The sequence below is a fragment of the Deltaproteobacteria bacterium genome (assembly GCA_021737785.1).
Lineage (GTDB): Bacteria > Desulfobacterota > DSM-4660 > Desulfatiglandales > Desulfatiglandaceae > AUK324.
This window is the reverse complement of sequence record JAIPDI010000008.1, coordinates 57112-73685: the sequence shown is the minus strand read 5'-3', so window position 1 is coordinate 73685 and position 16574 is coordinate 57112. Positions and strand designations below refer to the sequence as shown.

General features: G+C 52.6%; 15 protein-coding genes and 1 tRNA gene. 7 read left to right on the top strand and 9 right to left on the bottom strand.

Annotated features, from left to right (window positions below; genetic code table 11):
- Positions 1–22: 22 nt before the first annotated feature.
- The 6 genes from K9N21_06220 to K9N21_06195 all read right to left on the bottom strand — a co-directional run bounded on the left by K9N21_06220 (position 23) and on the right by K9N21_06195 (position 7090).
- Entirely contained in the window at positions 23–826 is an 804-nt protein-coding gene (locus K9N21_06220) for an ABC transporter ATP-binding protein (protein ID MCF8143498.1), read from the bottom strand.
- Between the two features lie 15 nt (positions 827–841).
- Complete coding sequence (locus tag K9N21_06215; protein ID MCF8143497.1) at positions 842–1912, bottom strand: branched-chain amino acid ABC transporter permease; 1071 nt, start codon at positions 1910–1912, stop codon at positions 842–844.
- Positions 1913–2119: 207 nt separating this feature from the next.
- Positions 2120–2998, bottom strand: coding sequence for a branched-chain amino acid ABC transporter permease (locus K9N21_06210; protein ID MCF8143496.1), 879 nt, complete (start codon positions 2996–2998; stop codon positions 2120–2122).
- 16 nt (positions 2999–3014) lie between these two features.
- The gene (locus tag K9N21_06205) at positions 3015–4961 is read right to left on the bottom strand and encodes an AMP-binding protein (protein MCF8143495.1); all 1947 of its coding nucleotides are present in this window, start codon (positions 4959–4961) and stop codon (positions 3015–3017) included.
- A gap of 93 nt (positions 4962–5054) precedes the next feature.
- On the bottom strand, positions 5055–5885 hold the full coding sequence (locus tag K9N21_06200) for an ABC transporter ATP-binding protein (protein MCF8143494.1): 831 nt from the start codon (positions 5883–5885) through the stop codon (positions 5055–5057).
- The gene (locus tag K9N21_06195; GenBank protein MCF8143493.1) at positions 5882–7090 is read right to left on the bottom strand and encodes an ABC transporter substrate-binding protein; all 1209 of its coding nucleotides are present in this window, start codon (positions 7088–7090) and stop codon (positions 5882–5884) included. The genes K9N21_06200 and K9N21_06195 overlap by 4 nt, the downstream gene beginning before the upstream one ends.
- Positions 7091–7470: 380 nt before the next feature.
- Between K9N21_06195 and K9N21_06190 the strand changes: the two genes are divergently transcribed.
- The 7 genes from K9N21_06190 to K9N21_06160 all read left to right on the top strand — a co-directional run bounded on the left by K9N21_06190 (position 7471) and on the right by K9N21_06160 (position 11823).
- Positions 7471–8088: a TetR family transcriptional regulator gene (locus K9N21_06190; protein MCF8143492.1), complete on the top strand. Its 618-nt coding sequence runs from the start codon at positions 7471–7473 to the stop codon at positions 8086–8088.
- Positions 8089–8249: 161 nt separating this feature from the next.
- Complete coding sequence (locus K9N21_06185; GenBank protein ID MCF8143491.1) at positions 8250–9044, top strand: electron transfer flavoprotein subunit beta/FixA family protein; 795 nt, start codon at positions 8250–8252, stop codon at positions 9042–9044.
- Between the two features lie 77 nt (positions 9045–9121).
- Positions 9122–10105 (top strand): electron transfer flavoprotein subunit alpha/FixB family protein, encoded by a 984-nt coding sequence (locus K9N21_06180; protein MCF8143490.1) that lies wholly within the window; start codon positions 9122–9124, stop codon positions 10103–10105.
- A gap of 145 nt (positions 10106–10250) precedes the next feature.
- Positions 10251–10327 (top strand) — tRNA-Met (locus tag K9N21_06175).
- 84 nt (positions 10328–10411) lie between these two features.
- Positions 10412–10972, top strand: coding sequence for a hypothetical protein (locus K9N21_06170; GenBank protein ID MCF8143489.1), 561 nt, complete (start codon positions 10412–10414; stop codon positions 10970–10972).
- Entirely contained in the window at positions 10953–11261 is a 309-nt protein-coding gene (locus K9N21_06165) for a zinc ribbon domain-containing protein (protein MCF8143488.1), read from the top strand. Before K9N21_06170 ends, K9N21_06165 begins: the two co-directional genes overlap by 20 nt.
- A 52-nt stretch (positions 11262–11313) precedes the next feature.
- Entirely contained in the window at positions 11314–11823 is a 510-nt protein-coding gene (locus tag K9N21_06160) for a DUF507 family protein (protein MCF8143487.1), read from the top strand.
- A 103-nt stretch (positions 11824–11926) separates the two neighbouring features.
- Here the strand turns inward: K9N21_06160 and K9N21_06155 are convergent, their stop codons facing one another.
- From K9N21_06155 to K9N21_06145, 3 genes are read right to left on the bottom strand one after another with little or no spacing between them, the layout of a single operon-like run.
- The gene (locus tag K9N21_06155; GenBank protein ID MCF8143486.1) at positions 11927–12352 is read right to left on the bottom strand and encodes a methylated-DNA--[protein]-cysteine S-methyltransferase; all 426 of its coding nucleotides are present in this window, start codon (positions 12350–12352) and stop codon (positions 11927–11929) included.
- Complete coding sequence (locus K9N21_06150) at positions 12310–13239, bottom strand: TIGR01212 family radical SAM protein (protein ID MCF8143485.1); 930 nt, start codon at positions 13237–13239, stop codon at positions 12310–12312. Before K9N21_06150 ends, K9N21_06155 begins: the two co-directional genes overlap by 43 nt.
- Positions 13240–13269: 30 nt before the next feature.
- Complete coding sequence (locus K9N21_06145) at positions 13270–16188, bottom strand: GAF domain-containing protein (GenBank protein ID MCF8143484.1); 2919 nt, start codon at positions 16186–16188, stop codon at positions 13270–13272.
- Between the last annotated feature and the right edge of the window lie 386 nt (positions 16189–16574).

Below are 16574 nucleotides of genomic sequence, written 5' to 3'. Positions count from 1 at the left end.
CGGGTTCTTGCCGATAAGAGGATTAGAGCCAGCGTTTGCGACGTTTATATGCCTTCACATTCTTATAAGATTTGAGCGCACCCGAGGCAGCCGTGCCTAAATAAAACTCCTTTACATCGGGATTTTGCCTGAGCTCTTCAGCGCCGCTCTCCATGACGATCTTCCCATTTTCCATGACATAGCCATAATGGGCGATCTGAAGTGCCATATTGGCGTTCTGTTCTACCACCAGGAGGGTGGTTTTCTGCTCCTGGTTGATCCGCCGAATGATCTGGAAGATCTCCTTGACCAGGAGCGGGGCAAGCCCCAGAGAGGGTTCGTCCAGGAGGAGCAACTTCGGATGGGCCATCAGGGCCCTTCCGATGACCACCATCTGGAGTTCTCCGCCGCTGCAGTAGCCTGCCATCGACTTTTTCCTTGCCAGGAGGGCGGGGAAGTAGTTGTAAACCAGCTCCAGATCTTTCTGGTAGGGCTTTCCCCATCGAGTGGCTGTGCCGACCCTCAGGTTTTCTTCCACGGTCAGGTATTTAAATTCCTGACGTCCCTCCAGTACCTGGATGATCCCTTTCCGCGTGATCTCTTCGGGAGAGGAATTCTGAACCGGTTTGCCGTCATATTCAATGGAACCTTCGGTTACCTTGCCGTTTTCAGGTTTGAGCAGGCCGGAAATGGCCTTGAGTGTCGTCGTTTTTCCGGCCCCGTTGCTCCCCAAAAGGGAGACCACCTGACCTTCCCGAATGGTAAGGGAAACGCCCTTTAAGACCTGTATGACATCCGAATAGACAACGCTGATATTATTGATCAGTAGCCTGATATCATCCTGCATGGTGTAAACAGCCTCTCAGTAAGAAAACGGCCACAACCTGAAGTTTGACCGCACGATGCGCCATACCTCGGCCAGCCCTTTGGGTTCAAAGATGATAAAGAGGACAATGGCCAGTCCGTAGACGAACTCCCGGAGCGGGGCGATGGTGATGGCGACCCCGGTGGAAACCCCCACATTCATCAGATATTCCGTAATGTGACTCAACACCTCATTGAGGGTTACAATGAAGATGGTCCCGAAAACAGAGCCCGGGATGCTCCCCATCCCTCCGATGATGATCATGGCGATATATTCGATGGACAGCCACAGATTAAAAGGCTCGGGCGTGATGCTCATGGTATAGTAGGCAAACAGGGCACCGGCGAACCCCGCATAAAAGGAGCTGATGGCGAAGGAGAGGAGCTTATAGGGAAATATCGGAATCCCCATCCCCTCGGCCGCCCGGTCATTGTCTCGAATGGCGATGAAGGCGCGGCCGATCCGGGTGCGGATCAGGTTGACGGCGATCCATGTCATCAGAACAAACAAGAAAAATATGACATAGAAAAAGGCGCGATCGCTCCCTAAATCAATCCCGAACAGGGTGGCGCTCGGAACGACGATACCCATGGCACCCCCTGTCAGTGATTCCCACTGGACCAGGACATATTCGATGATGAACTGTCCTGCCAGCGTCGCGATACAGAGGTAGAGGTGTTTCAACCGGGCCGAGGGAAGACCAAAGACCATGCCTACGGCAGCGGCGATGACCCCAGCAAGGGGCACTGCAACGAAAAAAGGAAGACCCACCCTGGTGGCCAGGATGGCGCCGGCATAGGCCCCGACGCCGAAAAAAGCCCCGTGACCCAGTGAGATCTGGCCGGTAAACCCGATGAGGAGATTCAGGCCGACCGCGGCAATGGCATAAATGCCTACGCTGTTGAGGATATACAACGTATAAGAACTGCTGATGAACGGCACGACACCAAAGAGGAGCACGATGCCGATGCCCATCCAGAGCCGGCCGAAATCGGTGCTGAAGATATTTAAATCTTGATGGTAACTGGTCTTGAAGCTGCCGCAAGGATGAAACTGGAGTTTACGCATGTCTATGTCTTTTCCTCATTCCGAGAATGTCTCGCGCAAAGACGCAAAGACGCAGAGTTAAAAAGGTTTTTTCTGTCTCCTGTATTCTGATTTCTGCGCAAAATCAGGAGGATCATATCTATGACACGTGGTCCTATGACTTTTCTGACAGGGTTCCGGGAATAAGGGCCTAAGGGCTACAATCTAAAATGGCCAACCTGCAATCTATTAAACCCGTTCGATTTCCACCAGGCCGAAGAGTCCGTATGGTTTTACCATGAGTATGAAAATCAGGACAATGTAGGGAATGATTTCCCTGAGCGAGGTGGAGATGTACCCGCCGGTAAAGGTCTCCAGCAGGCCGATAATGACGCCCCCCAGGATGGCGCCGCCGATGCTGTCCAATCCGCCTAAGATCACCACAGGGAACACCTTGAGCCCGATGGAACTCAGCTCGTGAACGTTGATCCCGTTGATGATGCCTAAGACAATGCCGCTCATGGCGCAGACCAGGGCGGCGATGGCCCAGGAGAGGGCAAACACCCTTCTCACGTGAACGCCGAGGGAGAGGGCCGCGGGCTGATTGTCGGCCACAGACCTCATGTAGATCCCCTGGGATGAATATTTGAAAAAGAACCCGAACAGGATTAAAAACAGGATGCCGATAATGAATGCTGCCACATAGGCGGCGGGGATCTGGATGGCCCCCCACTGCATGGAGAGGGCCTGGGGGAGGAAATCGGGATAGTCGTGAATGTCTCCGCCGAAGATGAAGAGCAACAACCCCCTGAACATCAGGGCCAGTCCCAGTGTCAGCATGATGACCTGGATAAGGGCCTCTCCAATCAGTGGGCGAAGGAAAAATTTCTCCAGGATAAAGCCGAGGGTGAAACTTCCGGCCAGGGTCAATGCAAACGCCAGGACAATGGGCAGATCCGCCCAGGCGGAGAGGGCAAGGAAGAGAAACGCCCCGATGGCCATCAGTTCGCCGTGGGCAAAATTGAGGACGCTGCTCGATTTAAAAATCATGACAAAGCCGAGCGCCGAAAGGGCGTAAAGAAACCCTAATGAAAGCCCGCTTACCAGAAGCTGAAGAAAAAATTCCATACCCGTAGATGCCCCCTCACACCGTCAGTATCTTTACGGTTGTTTCGATGGTCCCGATAGTGCCGTCCCTGTATCGCACTTGGCCCTTTATCGGCAGTTCCGTCTTTTCCGAATACATGGCATCGATGAGGGTCTTATACTGCTCAAAGACATATTTGCGCCTCACCTTGCCCGTTCGCGTCAATTCTTCATCGTCCGCGTCCAGAAGTTTATACAATAGAATAATGCGGACCAGTCTCATCGGGTCCGGCAACTGGGTATTGACCTCGGCCACCTCGCCCCGGATCAATTCCTCCACAGCCGGCTGTTGGGACAAATCCGTATAGGTGGTATAGGGTATTTTTCTGTCTTCGGCCCAGTTTCCTACGTTTCCGAAGTCGATGTTGATGAAGGCCGTGAGAAATTCCTGTCCTTCTCCCCAGATGACGGCCTCTTTGATGTACGGGCTGAACTTGAGCCTGGTTTCAATAAAGTCGGGCGAGAAGGCCTCTCCTTCACGGGTTCGCATGATATCCTGCTTTCGACCGATGATGAGAAGGTGACCGTCGTCGTCATAGTAGCCGGCATCCCCGGTATAGAACCAGCCGTCTTTCAGGGACTCGGCGGTTGCCTCCGGGTTCTGAAAGTATCCGACAAAGTTGGATTTGCTGCGAACCAGGACCTCCTGGTCTTCGGTGATCCTGATCTCTGTTCCGGGAAGGGGTTTGCCCACGGTCTCCGGTTTAACCTCGTCATCCGGCTGCACCTGAAATATCCCGCAGGTTTCCGTCAGCCCGTAACATTGTTTCAGGTTGAGGCCGTTGGCCCTGAAAAACCGAATGACATCCGGACTGATGGGGTGTCCGCCCGTGTAGGCCGCGCGGAAGTTGAGACACCCGACGCGATCCATCAGGGGTCTGGAAACCACTCGGGTGCCCAGCCACCGCGACAGCCTCAGCCGTCCGGGGACCGCCTTCTTCTCTGATTCAAGGTCAACAATCTGCCTGCCGATTTTCTGCGACATGTCATAGAGTCGCCGCTTGATGAATCCTGCATCATTGATCTTGACCCGGATCTTGGACGCGAGATCCTCCCAGAACCTGGAAGAGGAGACGATAACCGTCGGTCCGATTTCCCGGAAGTCCTCCACTGCCGTCTCAAAGGTCTCCGGGAAATTCATGACCATCCCGCCGCAGAGCGTGACGCCCACGCCCCACATCTGGTCTACGATCCAGGCGGTCGGCGTGATCGAAATCCAGTTGTCCTCAATGCCGATGGGGGCTGTCTGGAGCCACTTGGAGGCCATATCGGTAAAATTGCCATGGCTTAACATGACCAATTTGGGGAACCCGGTGGTCCCCGATGTCATGAGCATGAGCGCCACATCCTCGGGCTTTCCCTCCCATAGCTCTTTGTTGTAGAGCTCGGGCTGTTCCTTGTCCAGTTCTTCCCCCAGATCCAGGAGCTGACTGAAGCTGATCAGCCAGGGGTTGTCCTCGTAAGTCCGCATGCCGGTGGGATCGGTGTAGATGACGCGTCTCGTGTGGGGCAGGTCTCCCTTGCAGGCAAGGAGTTTGTCCACCTGTTCCTGGTCCTGCGCAAAGACATAGGCGGCTTCGGCCCGGTTAAGGCCCCCGACCAATTCCTTGGCCACGGCCGATGTAAACAGGGGGAGGGCCACTCCCCCCACAGACTGTGCCCCCAGCTCTGCAAAGAGCCATTCCGGGTCATTATCAAGGATCAGACCGACATTCTCACCCCGTTTGAGGCCGAGGGAGATCAGACCCATTCCGATGAGTTTTGTATATCGGAAATAATCTTTCCAATGATAGGTCTGCCATATGCCGTACGCCTTATCCCGCAGGGCGATCCGTTCAGCCCCCAAACGCTCCGACTGTCTCAGCAGGATCTGAGGCAAGGTAAATTGCCCTAAAGAGGACAGCGTCTCCGGGTCAATCCGCTCTATTCCATTGTTGCTGTTCACAGACATCCTTTTCCCGATACCATTAATCCCTCGATCCCTGAATTACTTGATCCATAAGTTCGCAATTCCGGTGAGGTGTTTATGTGGCTGCGCCTATTCAATTTTGGAAGTATCTCCGAGATAGGCCTTAACGACTTGGGGATGATTTTGAACAAAATCCGGAGATCCCTCCGCTATTTTGACCCCGAAATCAAATACCGCCACCCGCTTCGAGATACTCATGACGATGGACATGTCATGTTCCACCAGTATCATGGTCTGGTTCCATGCCTCATTCAATTCGATCAGAAACCGGACCATGTCCTCCTTTTCCTCCAGGGTCATCCCTGCAAAGGGCTCATCCAGGACCAGGAGCTTGGGTTGCAGCGCCAATGCACGGCCCAATTCAACACGCTTTCTCAGCCCATACGGGAGAGAACCGACAAGCTGCTTCCGGATCGGCTGCATCTCCAAAAAATCGATGAGTTCTTCCAGAATCTTCCGGTGGCGAACTTCTTCTTCTCGCACGCTCTTCAGGAAGAGGGCGGCCTTTCCCACATGATAATTGCAATGGACGTGCCTGGCCAGCAGCATGTTGGAGAGCACCGTCATGCCGGGAAAAAGCTCGATGTTCTGATAGGTCCGACCGATGCCGATCCGGGTGAGATGATGCGTGGACAGGCGGGTGACATCCTGCCCGTTAAAAGAAATATGGCCTTCCTGGGGTTTGTAATAGCCGGTAATGCAGTTTAAAAGGCTGGTCTTGCCTGCGCCGTTAGGTCCGATAATGGATACCAGTTCGCCGTTCCGGACATTCAGATCAATCTTGGTCAGCGCCGTAATCCCGCCAAACTTGAGGGTCAGGTCTTTCACCTCCAGCTCGGCCCGTCGTTCCTCGGGCCGAGCTGAGGTGAAGATACTGGGTTCACCGCGAAAGGCTTTCATTTTAAGATCGTTACCTTTTCCTTTTCCGGGTTCCAGAAGTTGGTTAGCGGTTTGAATGTCTGATCTTCATTAATTTTAACAATTCGGGCGGAAAAAGAACCGCTGTGGTCGGTGGCGGTGTAGGTGATGTTGGGGATCAATCCGCCGAAATCTTCATTTTGGAAGGTCTCCAGCGCCACATTTATGGACTCGCTGTCTATCTTACCCAATTTGTCATGCGCCCTCTGGAAGGCCCTGGCCATGATAGCTCCGATAACAATCCCCTCCCAGTAGGAACAGTCAAATTTATCCACGGTCTTATACCGCGCCATCAGGTCTTCAATCATTTTAATGCCCGGCGTGCCGTCACCTGGCAGACATCCCGGGAATTGCATGTGCATCCGGTCTCGAATAAGGCCCGCTCCCCGTTTGAAGAAATCGGGATCCGTCGATGTCCAGGTGCCGAAAAAGGGGACGTCATAACTCACCCGGTCTGCGGACTGAAGCGCCATGATAATGGCGGAAGGGAGGCACTGCATGAAGATATATTCCGCCCCTTTGTCTTTCAGCCTCAGGAGTTCGGTCTTGAGATCCAGGCTCTTGGGCGGGAATTCCTCAACGGCAACGATTTCTATGTTGTTTTTGGAGGCATACTCCTGGCTGGGTTCGTGAATCGATTTTCCGTAGGCGTTGTTATAGGTCAAAAGTCCCACCTTGGGCGCCGCATTCCCTTTGTGGATGGCCTTGATGTATCCGAGAACCGCGTACGAGTCCATTACATAACTACCAAAGGGGAGGTACGCATAATCGACAGGAGGCTTGAGGATGCCCTGATAGGTGGAATAATTGATGTTGGGGACTTTATACTTCTGAATGATCGGTTTGGCCATGATCCCGGAACCTGCATCCCAGGTGGCAATCATATCCATTTTATCGGATGTGCAGAATTTCTTTACGAATTTAAGGGCTTCGGGGACTTTATAGGCATGGTCAACCACCGTCAGGTCGATCTTATTGCCGGCGATGCCCCCTTTCTCCTCATTGATATACCGGAAATAGTCTTGTTGTCCTTTGGCGTGGAATTGACCCCACGTGGATGCCGGGCCTGTCAGGTTAATAACCGCCCCCGCCTTGATGTCTTTTGCGAAAGCGCCAGTTGGGATGCCGATTGCGACCAATCCTGCAATAACCAAAAAAACAGTCGTCAAAACCAGTAATTTGCGCATGGGCCTCTCCTTTATCAACTAAAGAGTTTATTCACTACATCCACAAAACCTCACGCCGAAACCGGATCACCTCCTTTTCTTTCTGGAATTATAAATTATAGACAGAGCGCTGTTGGGCCGCCAGATCGCTGTTCCGGATATATCCTTGCCCAGCTTGATGTGTTCTCCAGATGATGTATCCAGGCACTCTAATTCAACTATGATTTTCTTGTCAAGAAGTTATTGCCATCCAAGTTCCCATAATTTCCGTCGCTCTTGAGGCGCCTGATCCGGCTGGTTTTTCACTGCATTTGCAGGAAGATGGAGAAAAAGGCTTGACAGCCCGGCCGGGCAATGGTATCTGATTTCTGAATGAATAGTCATTCATTAACGGTGAACTCATGGCGAAGAGAAAAAACAACGAAAAATATCAGAGAATTATTGCAGCGGCCACCAAGGTTTTTGCCAGGAAGGGCTTCTACCAGTCCAAGATATCGGAGATTGCCAAAGAGGCCCGGGTTGCGGACGGCACCATTTATATCTATTTTGAGAATAAGGACGATATTCTCATCTCTCTGTTCGAGGAGCAGATGCAGGCCGTACTGGATAATATGACCTCCCGGTTGGTGAACCTGACCGATCCGGCGAAAAAGCTCGAAGAATTCGCATGGACCCATCTGAGCCTTATCCATAATAATAAGGACATGGCCGAGATCATTCAGGTTGAACTGCGCCAGAGCGGCAAGTTCATGAAAGAATATAAAAATGAAAAATTCATTCAATACCTGAACATTATAGAAGACATCGTCGTGGAAGGTCAGAAATCGGGACTTTTCAAGAAAAATATAGTCCCCAATGTGGCCAAGAGGGCATTTTTTGGGGCATTGGATGAGGTGTCCAGATGTTGGGTGTTGTCAAGTCGCAGGCAATATGATATCAAAACCGTCGCCAGACAGATCAGCGAATATTTCTTGGACGGGATAAGCGTTTGCCCCGGGTCGACGGGTATCCGGGCATAGGCCGGCATTCCCGTAGAATGTATACCCGGATGCCCGGAACAATGCTGATTTTTCAGGCGTCATGATGCGTAGGCGAAAAGGAGATGGGTTATCATATTGTCGACCCACACCATGGTCGACAAATTAAAAATTCGTTAATGGGTTTGAGAAAGGAGGATCACGTGAATATTATCGTTTGTCTGAAACAGGTGCCGGATACAGAGACCCAGATCAAGATCGGATCGGACGGCAAGTCCATTGTGACCGATGACATCAAATGGGTCATGAATCCCTATGATGAATTTGGGGTAGAAGAGGCTTTGCGTTTGAAGGAAAAACATGGGGGAGAGGTCACTGTGATAGGGCTCGGCCCGAAAAGGGTCACCGAATCCATACGCACAGCACTGGCCATGGGCGCTGACAAGGGGATTCTCGTCAGCGACGAGGCATTGGAAGGAAGTGATTCCCTTGCCCATGCAAAGGCGCTCGCCGCGGCCGTCAAAGACACTGAATACGATCTCATCTTCACCGGACAGCGGGCGGTAGATGACGATTTGGGCATTGTCGGCGCCACCGTGGCGGAGTTGTTGGGCATTCCGCAGCTTTCCCTGATTGTCAAGGTGGAAGTGGCGGAGGACGGCAAGTCGGTAAAGGTGGAACGGCCCATCGAAGGGGAAACGCTGATCATCACATCGACGCTTCCGGCCCTGATCACGGCCCAAAAAGGCTTAAACGAACCGCGTTATGCGTCATTGCCCGGGATTATGAAGGCGAAGAAAAAACCCCTCGCTGAAAAATCTCTTGCGGATCTGGGGCTGGACAGTGCCGATTTCGGAACAGGGGCAAGAAAGCTGAAAATCCTGGAGCTGACGCCGCCTCCCGGCAGGCAGGCGGGTAAGATTATCGAAGGGGAGACACCGCAGGAAAAGGCTGCACAATTGGCGAAATTACTCCACGAAGAGGCGAAGGTCCTCTAAGCCTTCCACCGGAGGCATGGTGTCGCTGCGGCGTGATGTGTGAATGTGGAACAATACAGACAGGTAAGGAGATAAAAATGGCACAGGGAGTCTGGATAATTGCTGAGCAAAGGGACGGAGAAATCCGGAAAATTAGTTACGAACTGGTCAGTGAAGGGAGGCGTCTGGCCGATGCCTTGGGTCAGGATCTGACAGTGGTGCTGCTCGGCTCCAATGTCAAAGAAAAAGCCGCGGAATTCGGCCCCTACGGAGCGGACAAGGTCCTGGTGGCTGACGATTCAAGGCTTTCCCCCTATACAACGGATGCGTATGTCTCTGTTATTTCCCAGCTGGTGAAGGCCAATGAACCCGGCATATTGCTTTTGGGTGCGTCTGTCGAGGGAAAGGATCTGGCCGGCAGATTGGCCGCCAGGTTAGACGTGGCCATGGCCCAGGACTGCACGGCTTTCGCCGTTGAAGACGGGAATCTGGTGGCCACCCGCCCCATCTATGCGGGCAAGGCCTACGCAAAGGTGACCTTTGAAAACAGTTGGCCCCAGATGGCCACTGCCAGACCAAAGGTAATGAGCATTCGTGAGCCCGATCCTTCCAGATCCGCGGAGGTGGTGGATGCGTCTTTTACGCTTGATGATGCCGAGCTCAAGACAAAGGTCGTTGATGTGGTTAAGGATGAAAGCGGCAAGGTGGACCTGACAGAGGCAGACAAGATCGTCTCAGGCGGCCGCGGCATGAAGGGACCTGAAAATTACACTATTTTAGAGGCATTGGCCGCTATTATCGGTGCCAGCGTCGGTGCTTCCCGGTCGGCGGTGGACGCGGGCTGGCGGCCCCATGCAGACCAGGTGGGGCAGACTGGAAAGGTGGTGTCGCCGAACCTTTATGTGGCGTGCGGCATATCCGGGGCGATTCAGCATTTGGCGGGCATGAGCACCTCAAAGGTAATCGTGGCCATTAATAAGGATGAGGACGCCCCCATATTTCAGAAGGCCGATTACGGGGTGGTCGGCGACCTTTTTGATGTGGTTCCGGCCCTGACGGAAGAGGTCAAGAAGTACATGTAAAGTAAGGATCTGGGGATTGAGGGTATTGCCTCAATCCCCAGATCCTATCCCATTCAATTCCCTTCCAGCACCAGATAAGCCCGCTGTCATTATTTGATTGACAAAAAATGAAATTTCGATAAATTAGAAGTTTATGGTATATAGAGGCGGTGTAGCTCAGTTGGTCAGAGCATACGGCTCATATCCGTAGAGTCACTGGTTCAAATCCAGTCACCGCCACCAATAAAAATCCCGATCAGATATTGACAAATGCGGGGTAGGGCTTATTTTCTGCGTGACTTATATGCAATCCATGAGCCTTTCAAGATGGCCCATTTCAGGCGGAATGAACTTATTACAGTAAGCGATGCCCTCGACATTGCAGAAGATGCAACAGGAAATTTCTTCAAGACGTCGATCGGGCAATCCAAGAGATATGGGTATGATGTAAAAACCCTCTCCTCTTTGAACCAAAGGGAGATCAGCAGCGTTGCCCTTGCCGTGCTGAGTAAGGGGATAAGGGTATTGAAGGATTTTGAACCCAGGACCAAGACACGCGATTTTTATTTCATTTGCCTGCAAGACCATCTCATCCTAAGGGCACTGAGAAGGGATAGAGATCTGGCGCTTCTGCCGTTTCTGGTATATATCTTCACCCACGAACTGGTCCATATCGTCAGATTCTGTAAGTTTTTTCAGAGATTCGATGTGACGGATAGAGAGCGGGCCGAGGAAGAGGAGGTCGTGCACTCGCTGACCTTTGACATATTGAAAAAATTTTCCCTGGCCCACCTGGATTATGTTCTGGATTCTTACCAGGGCCACAGGATCTGTCAAATCAGGAGTGACATGAAGGAGGAAACTAGGAATGCCGATTTACGAATATGAATGTGACGCATGCGGACGTCATATGGAAGTCTTGCAGAAGTTTTCAGATCCGCCGCTGACCGAGTGCGAGATGTGTCATTCTCACAAAGTCAAGAAAGTTATTTCTCAAAGCACCTTTCATCTGAAAGGGACAGGCTGGTACGTAACTGATTATGCCTCCAAGTCAGGGGCCACCTGCGCCAAGAGCCCGGAAAAGAGTTCTGACGGAGAAAAAAAATCAGAGACCGCATCGGCGACAGACACCAAGAATAAGAAGGAAGCTCCGGCGCCTTCCAAAGCCAAGGATTAGGCCGAAAAGGTTCTCCATGTATACAAGAGATTCGGGCAGAGTTCAGGATAAATTGATTAATAAACTTGAGAGGCAGGAGAAGCAGAGGGCCTTTCAGCAGGGAAGATTCTTCAGGTTCAAACTCCCTGAAATTCATAACAAGCTGCGGCAGACCCTGTTAGAGGAAAAGATTATTGAAACCGATAATGCCACGGCTGTTTCAGATTCGATCCTCAAAGGCCTGAAAATGGCCCTTAATAGCTCGGAATTTGATTTCAAATATTTTGTTTCACCCATCCGCAATCTCGTCTCGCATCCGAATCCCTATTCTTTGTATATGACCCAATATCTGATGGAGATCCTTATCAATGACCCGGACGTGATCGACATCTACGGAACGGATGAGGATATCTACCATGCCATTGACCGGATCATCAGCCAGAGCCGTAATCAGTTCGAAAAGGTGGAGAAAGACATTATTGCCCAGCTGGACCAGAAAAAGACGCTGACGCCCGGGTCTGCCGAGTACAAGATCGCCATGGATCAGCTCCTCCGAGAGAAACTGGGGGAACCGCAGCGATAGTGCGGATGGGCATCTATTCGTCGGCTTCGTAGTCCAACAGATATTGTTTCACCTCCAGCCCGCTTCCAAAACCGCCGGGCCCCCCGGCAGCCACTACCCTATGTCACGGATAGATCAGAGGGATGGGATTTCTCCCCATGACCTGACCCACGGCCCTGGCGGCCAGGGGCTTTCCTATTATTGAGGCCACCGCTCCATATGTCCGTGTCCGGCCAAAGGGGATGGCGGCCACCGCCTCCAATACCGCCCGTTGAAACGGAGTGAACGAGACATCCATGGCGAGGGGGGTTTCAGTGGGGGTATTTCGAAAGGCAGCCTCCACGGCCTCGGCAAGAGGGCGATTCAGACGGTGGTCCTCTGTGAGACGCGCGGTCGGAAACAGACGCCTGAAAAACAGCACGGAACGGCTGGTCCGGTTCAGCCCCAGTCCGACCCGAAACGCCCCTTTCCCTGTAGATGCCAGGTATACGGTCAAACGATCCAGCTTTATTTGCGAGCAGTAGAGGTCTGGAAATGTCTTCCCTGCCATGTGTCTCTCCTTTGAAGCGTATCTTGAATAACGCCTAAATTTATCTGCTTTTCCCCGGCCCATGCCGGGGCTATCAGTTCCGAAGATGGAGGATCGCCGGTGAGCCGATGGATCACCATGTCCGGGGGGAGCATCTCCAGGACGTCCACGACAAGGTCGGCGTATTCGTCTCTGCCCAGGCATCTGAAGGCGGTTTTGCCATAGAGTTCGGCCAGGGGGGTCCCCTTAACCACATACAGGAGGTGAATTTTCACACCCTGGACAGGAAGCCGGGCCAGGTACCGGGCGGTCTCGAGCATCATGTCCCGGTCTTCGCCCGGGAGTCCCAGGATGATGTGGGCGCACACGTTGATGGCCTGGTCGGCGGCCATGCGAACGCTTGTTTCAAAACAGGAGACATCATGCCCTCGATGGATCCGCTTCAGGGTTATATCGTGTGACGATTGGAGACCGTATTCGAGCCAGACCAGGTAATCCCTCTGATAAGATCGGATGAGGGCCAGGATCTCACGAGTCACGCAGTCGGGTCGCGTGGCCACGGACAGCCCCACCATCCCCTTGTGGGTCAATGCCTGGTCATAGAGGAATTTCAGACGGGGGGGAGGGGCATAGGTGTTGGAGAAAGACTGAAAATAGGCGATGAATTTCCGGGCCTTGTAGCGCTTTTGAATGACCTCTTTCGCCCGGATAATCTGATCGTCGATGGAGAGGCCTTCCTCAATGAAGGCACCGGTGCCGGATCCTCTGCGGTCGCAGAAAAGGCACCCCTCCCGGGAGATGGTCCCGTCGCGATTGGGACAGCCGAGGCCGACATCCAGAGATATTTTCTGGACCCTTTCACCGAATATTTCTTTCAGGTAGGTATTAAAGTCTCGATATCTTTGCATACACGGATTCAGGGGGTCAACGGTTTACGGTCAATCCGGTGAACCCGGATATTGCGGAATGCGGGCGACGGCCCGGGCTTTCCCTTTTTCAGGAAAATAAATAGAGAATGTGCTTCCCCCTGTTTGACGGCAATCCTCTTCATTGGTGCAATGAGCGCATTCGCTGATCCGCCCGGGACATACATCCGTATTTTCCGGTATGAATTTGCATCTGGTGGACTCCATGTGGATCTCAAAACCGTACCGCTCGGAGAAGATCTTCATGCGCAACAGATCAGCCCCTTTTCCGCCGGCATTGAAGTCAAAGGCCCGCTTGGATGAATAGGCCATGGTGTCCTGAGTGGCAAAAAATCCTTCGAAGATCCTTTGTTGATCCTCTTCTATGATGCCGACGCCGCAGTCACGCACCACCAATTCGGTACCCCCGTCCCTTTTCCTGACCATGACCTCTATTTGTCCTTGGTCCGGGGTGTTTTCAACGGCGTTCTTGATGAGGCCGTCGATGGTCTTCTGCAAAGGATCGAGGGGCATGCAGACCGGTGGCGCAGATTCGAGCCGGCGTATGATATCGACCTGGCGGTGTGAAAACAGGGGCTCGAGGGCTGCGATTCTCTCCCCGACGTATCGGTCCAGGGCCACCTCCTTGGGCTCGAGTTTCTTGGGGCCAAACAGCGTATCGATCTTTTTTCGAATTGTTTCCACCAGCCGCCCCTCTCCCACCTCCTCTGCGAACAGGGTTTCCAGTTCATCCGTACACTCCGCAAGCATCTGGGTCAAGAGTCCATAGGACCGGTATTGGCGTTCCCGCATGATGTCTTCCACCTGGCTCTGGATCTCTATGATGCGGTCCAGGTTTCTCTTGCTTCGGATAATCGTATTCTTCCACTTGTCTTCAGGGAGTTGTGTCAGGTTTTTCTCCAGGATATTGAGGGAGCCGGAGAGGACAGAGACCGGGGTCTTCAACTCATGGGAGAGGTGGTTAATCACCTTGTCCTTGGCCCGGTTCATGCTCGTGACCTCTATGTACGCGCGCTTCAATTCTTCAGCAAAACGGGCGTTGTCTATGGAAAGGGCCACGGTCCCGGCGATCATGCTCAGCAACTCTACATTTGCCTGGTCAAAGGGCTCCTCCCCCTTCTTGTTGATGGCGCATAACACCCCGATAATCCGGTCTTTGCTCTTCAGGGGAACCAAAAGAAGATTCCTTGTATGATAGCCCAGCTTCTTGTCTCTCTCACCGTGGAGTTCTCGATCCGTGGATGTGTCGGAAACAATGACGGGCTCGCCGGTCCTGATCACCTTTCCCGCCACAAGCTCCTCAATGGGAAACCGGATCTCCTTGATCCGTTTCTGAGTGGCGGTGTCGTCATAGGCCGCGCCGATAAAGTAGAGTTCCTGATTTTCTTCATCCAGCAGGATGACAAGGGCGCCCTCGGAATCCAGAAGTCGTTTGACTTCCTGGCTGATGTAATCCTGGAGTCCTTCCAGTTCAGGATATGCCGGGAGTGCCCTGCTGATCCTGAGCAGAGACTCATTGGTCCTGTAGGCCTCGATGATTTCTTCGGAAAACCTGGCATTTTCAATGGCCAGTGCAACGGTCCCGGCCATCATGCTCAACAGCTCGAGGTCTGTTTCGTCGAAATCGCCTTCTTTTTTATTGCGTGCGCACAAGGCCCCGATAATCCGGTCCCCGCTTCTCAAGGGCGCCTCGATCAGATTCCGGGTCTTATAGCCAAGCTCCTTGTCTATTCCCGGAAAGAAATCGGGTTCCTTGGAGGTATCCGGAACAATGACCGGCTGGCCGGTTCGAATCACCCTGCCGGCCACGCTTCTGTCAGCAGGGAATCGGATGTCTTTTATCTTTTCCTGGGTCATGCTGTCATCATAGGCAGCGCCCTTGTAGAAAAGTTCCTGATTTTCTTCATCCAGGAGTACGACCAATCCCCCTTCAGTGCCCAACAGTTGTTTGATCTCGGCGCTGATATAATCCAGGAGTTCCTCCATGTCAGGATATTCATGGAGGGACGTGCTGAACCTGAGGATGGTCTGGTTCATGCGGGCAATTTTCTTCTCACGGGTGATATCCCTTAACAGGACAAGCTCCCCTGCGGGTTCACTCCTGTCTTCGGAATAGACGGCCGCTCTCATGACCACGTCCAGGACCCGACCGTCTTTTGTAAGCCGCTTGGTTTCGTGACGAAGAATGACCTTCTTTTCCAAAAGCTCTTTTATCGCCTTACCTGTTTCTTCTTCAAGACCGGGGGGCGTATAGGGGATGGTCTTTCCTTCCAATTCATCCAGGGTCCAGCCGAATATTTCGGTAAACGCAGGGTTCAGGTAGTATACCCGGCCCGTCAGGGTAAATACGACGATCGGGTATGGGACGAAATCCATGAGCGTCCTCATTCGCCGCTCAGATTTTTGAAGGGCCAGTTCCGTCTTTTTTTGCTCGGTGATATCCTGAAGCGTCTCAATGGCCCCGATAAGGTTCCCCGAGGCATCCTTCAACGGCGACGCAGTAAAGAAGAGCCATCTGCTCCCCTCCTTAAGGTGGCGAAACTGTCGTTCGGATTGATAGGCGCCCTTCACAAAGGCGGATTTCTGATATCGGCCCTTATAGTATCTGGCTATTTCCTGTTCAGAGACATCGTCCACGATCAGGTCGGCCATGGTGGGTCTTTGGGTGGGATAGAAAGCCTTCCAATGGTCCCGGGTGCCGATAATATCTTCCGCGGAAATGCCGGTCAGGGTCTCGAAAGATTTGTTGACATGGGTGACCCGGTGGTCGCTGTCGATTACAAAGGTGGGGATCGATGTCTCCTGAAGAATTTGGGACAACCGTTCCCTGCTCTCCCTAAGCGCTGTCTCGGTCTTTTTTTGCCTGGCAAGTTCTATTTCTAATCTCCGGACCTCTTGCGCAAGCTGCTCATATGTAAGTTGGTCGACCATCCGGGAACCTCCAGGACTTATTGTATACAGGATGCTAGGTGACAGGCGTAATACTGGTTTTATATAGAGTTTGGGGGATTTTTTCAAGCTTTGTTTGTCGTTGGAGTGTTCACCCGCTGAGACGGAACCAGGTGATTTTGCGGTATGACATTCCCCTCTGTGACAGGGCGGTTGCGGGCGACGCGGAGGGAATTCAACCGGTCGGAAATTAGGATTGATATGGAAAGGAATTCCATAGCTGTATCCCCATCTTGACCCCTTATGAGGGGTATGCTAATTCTTTAGTAAAAATGAGAGTATTGACACCGGATCGGCCCTGGCAGTGGACAAGAGTCCGATTACCTGTGTGGCGAGGCATCGGGAGCGGGTCCACCGGGTGTCGGAAC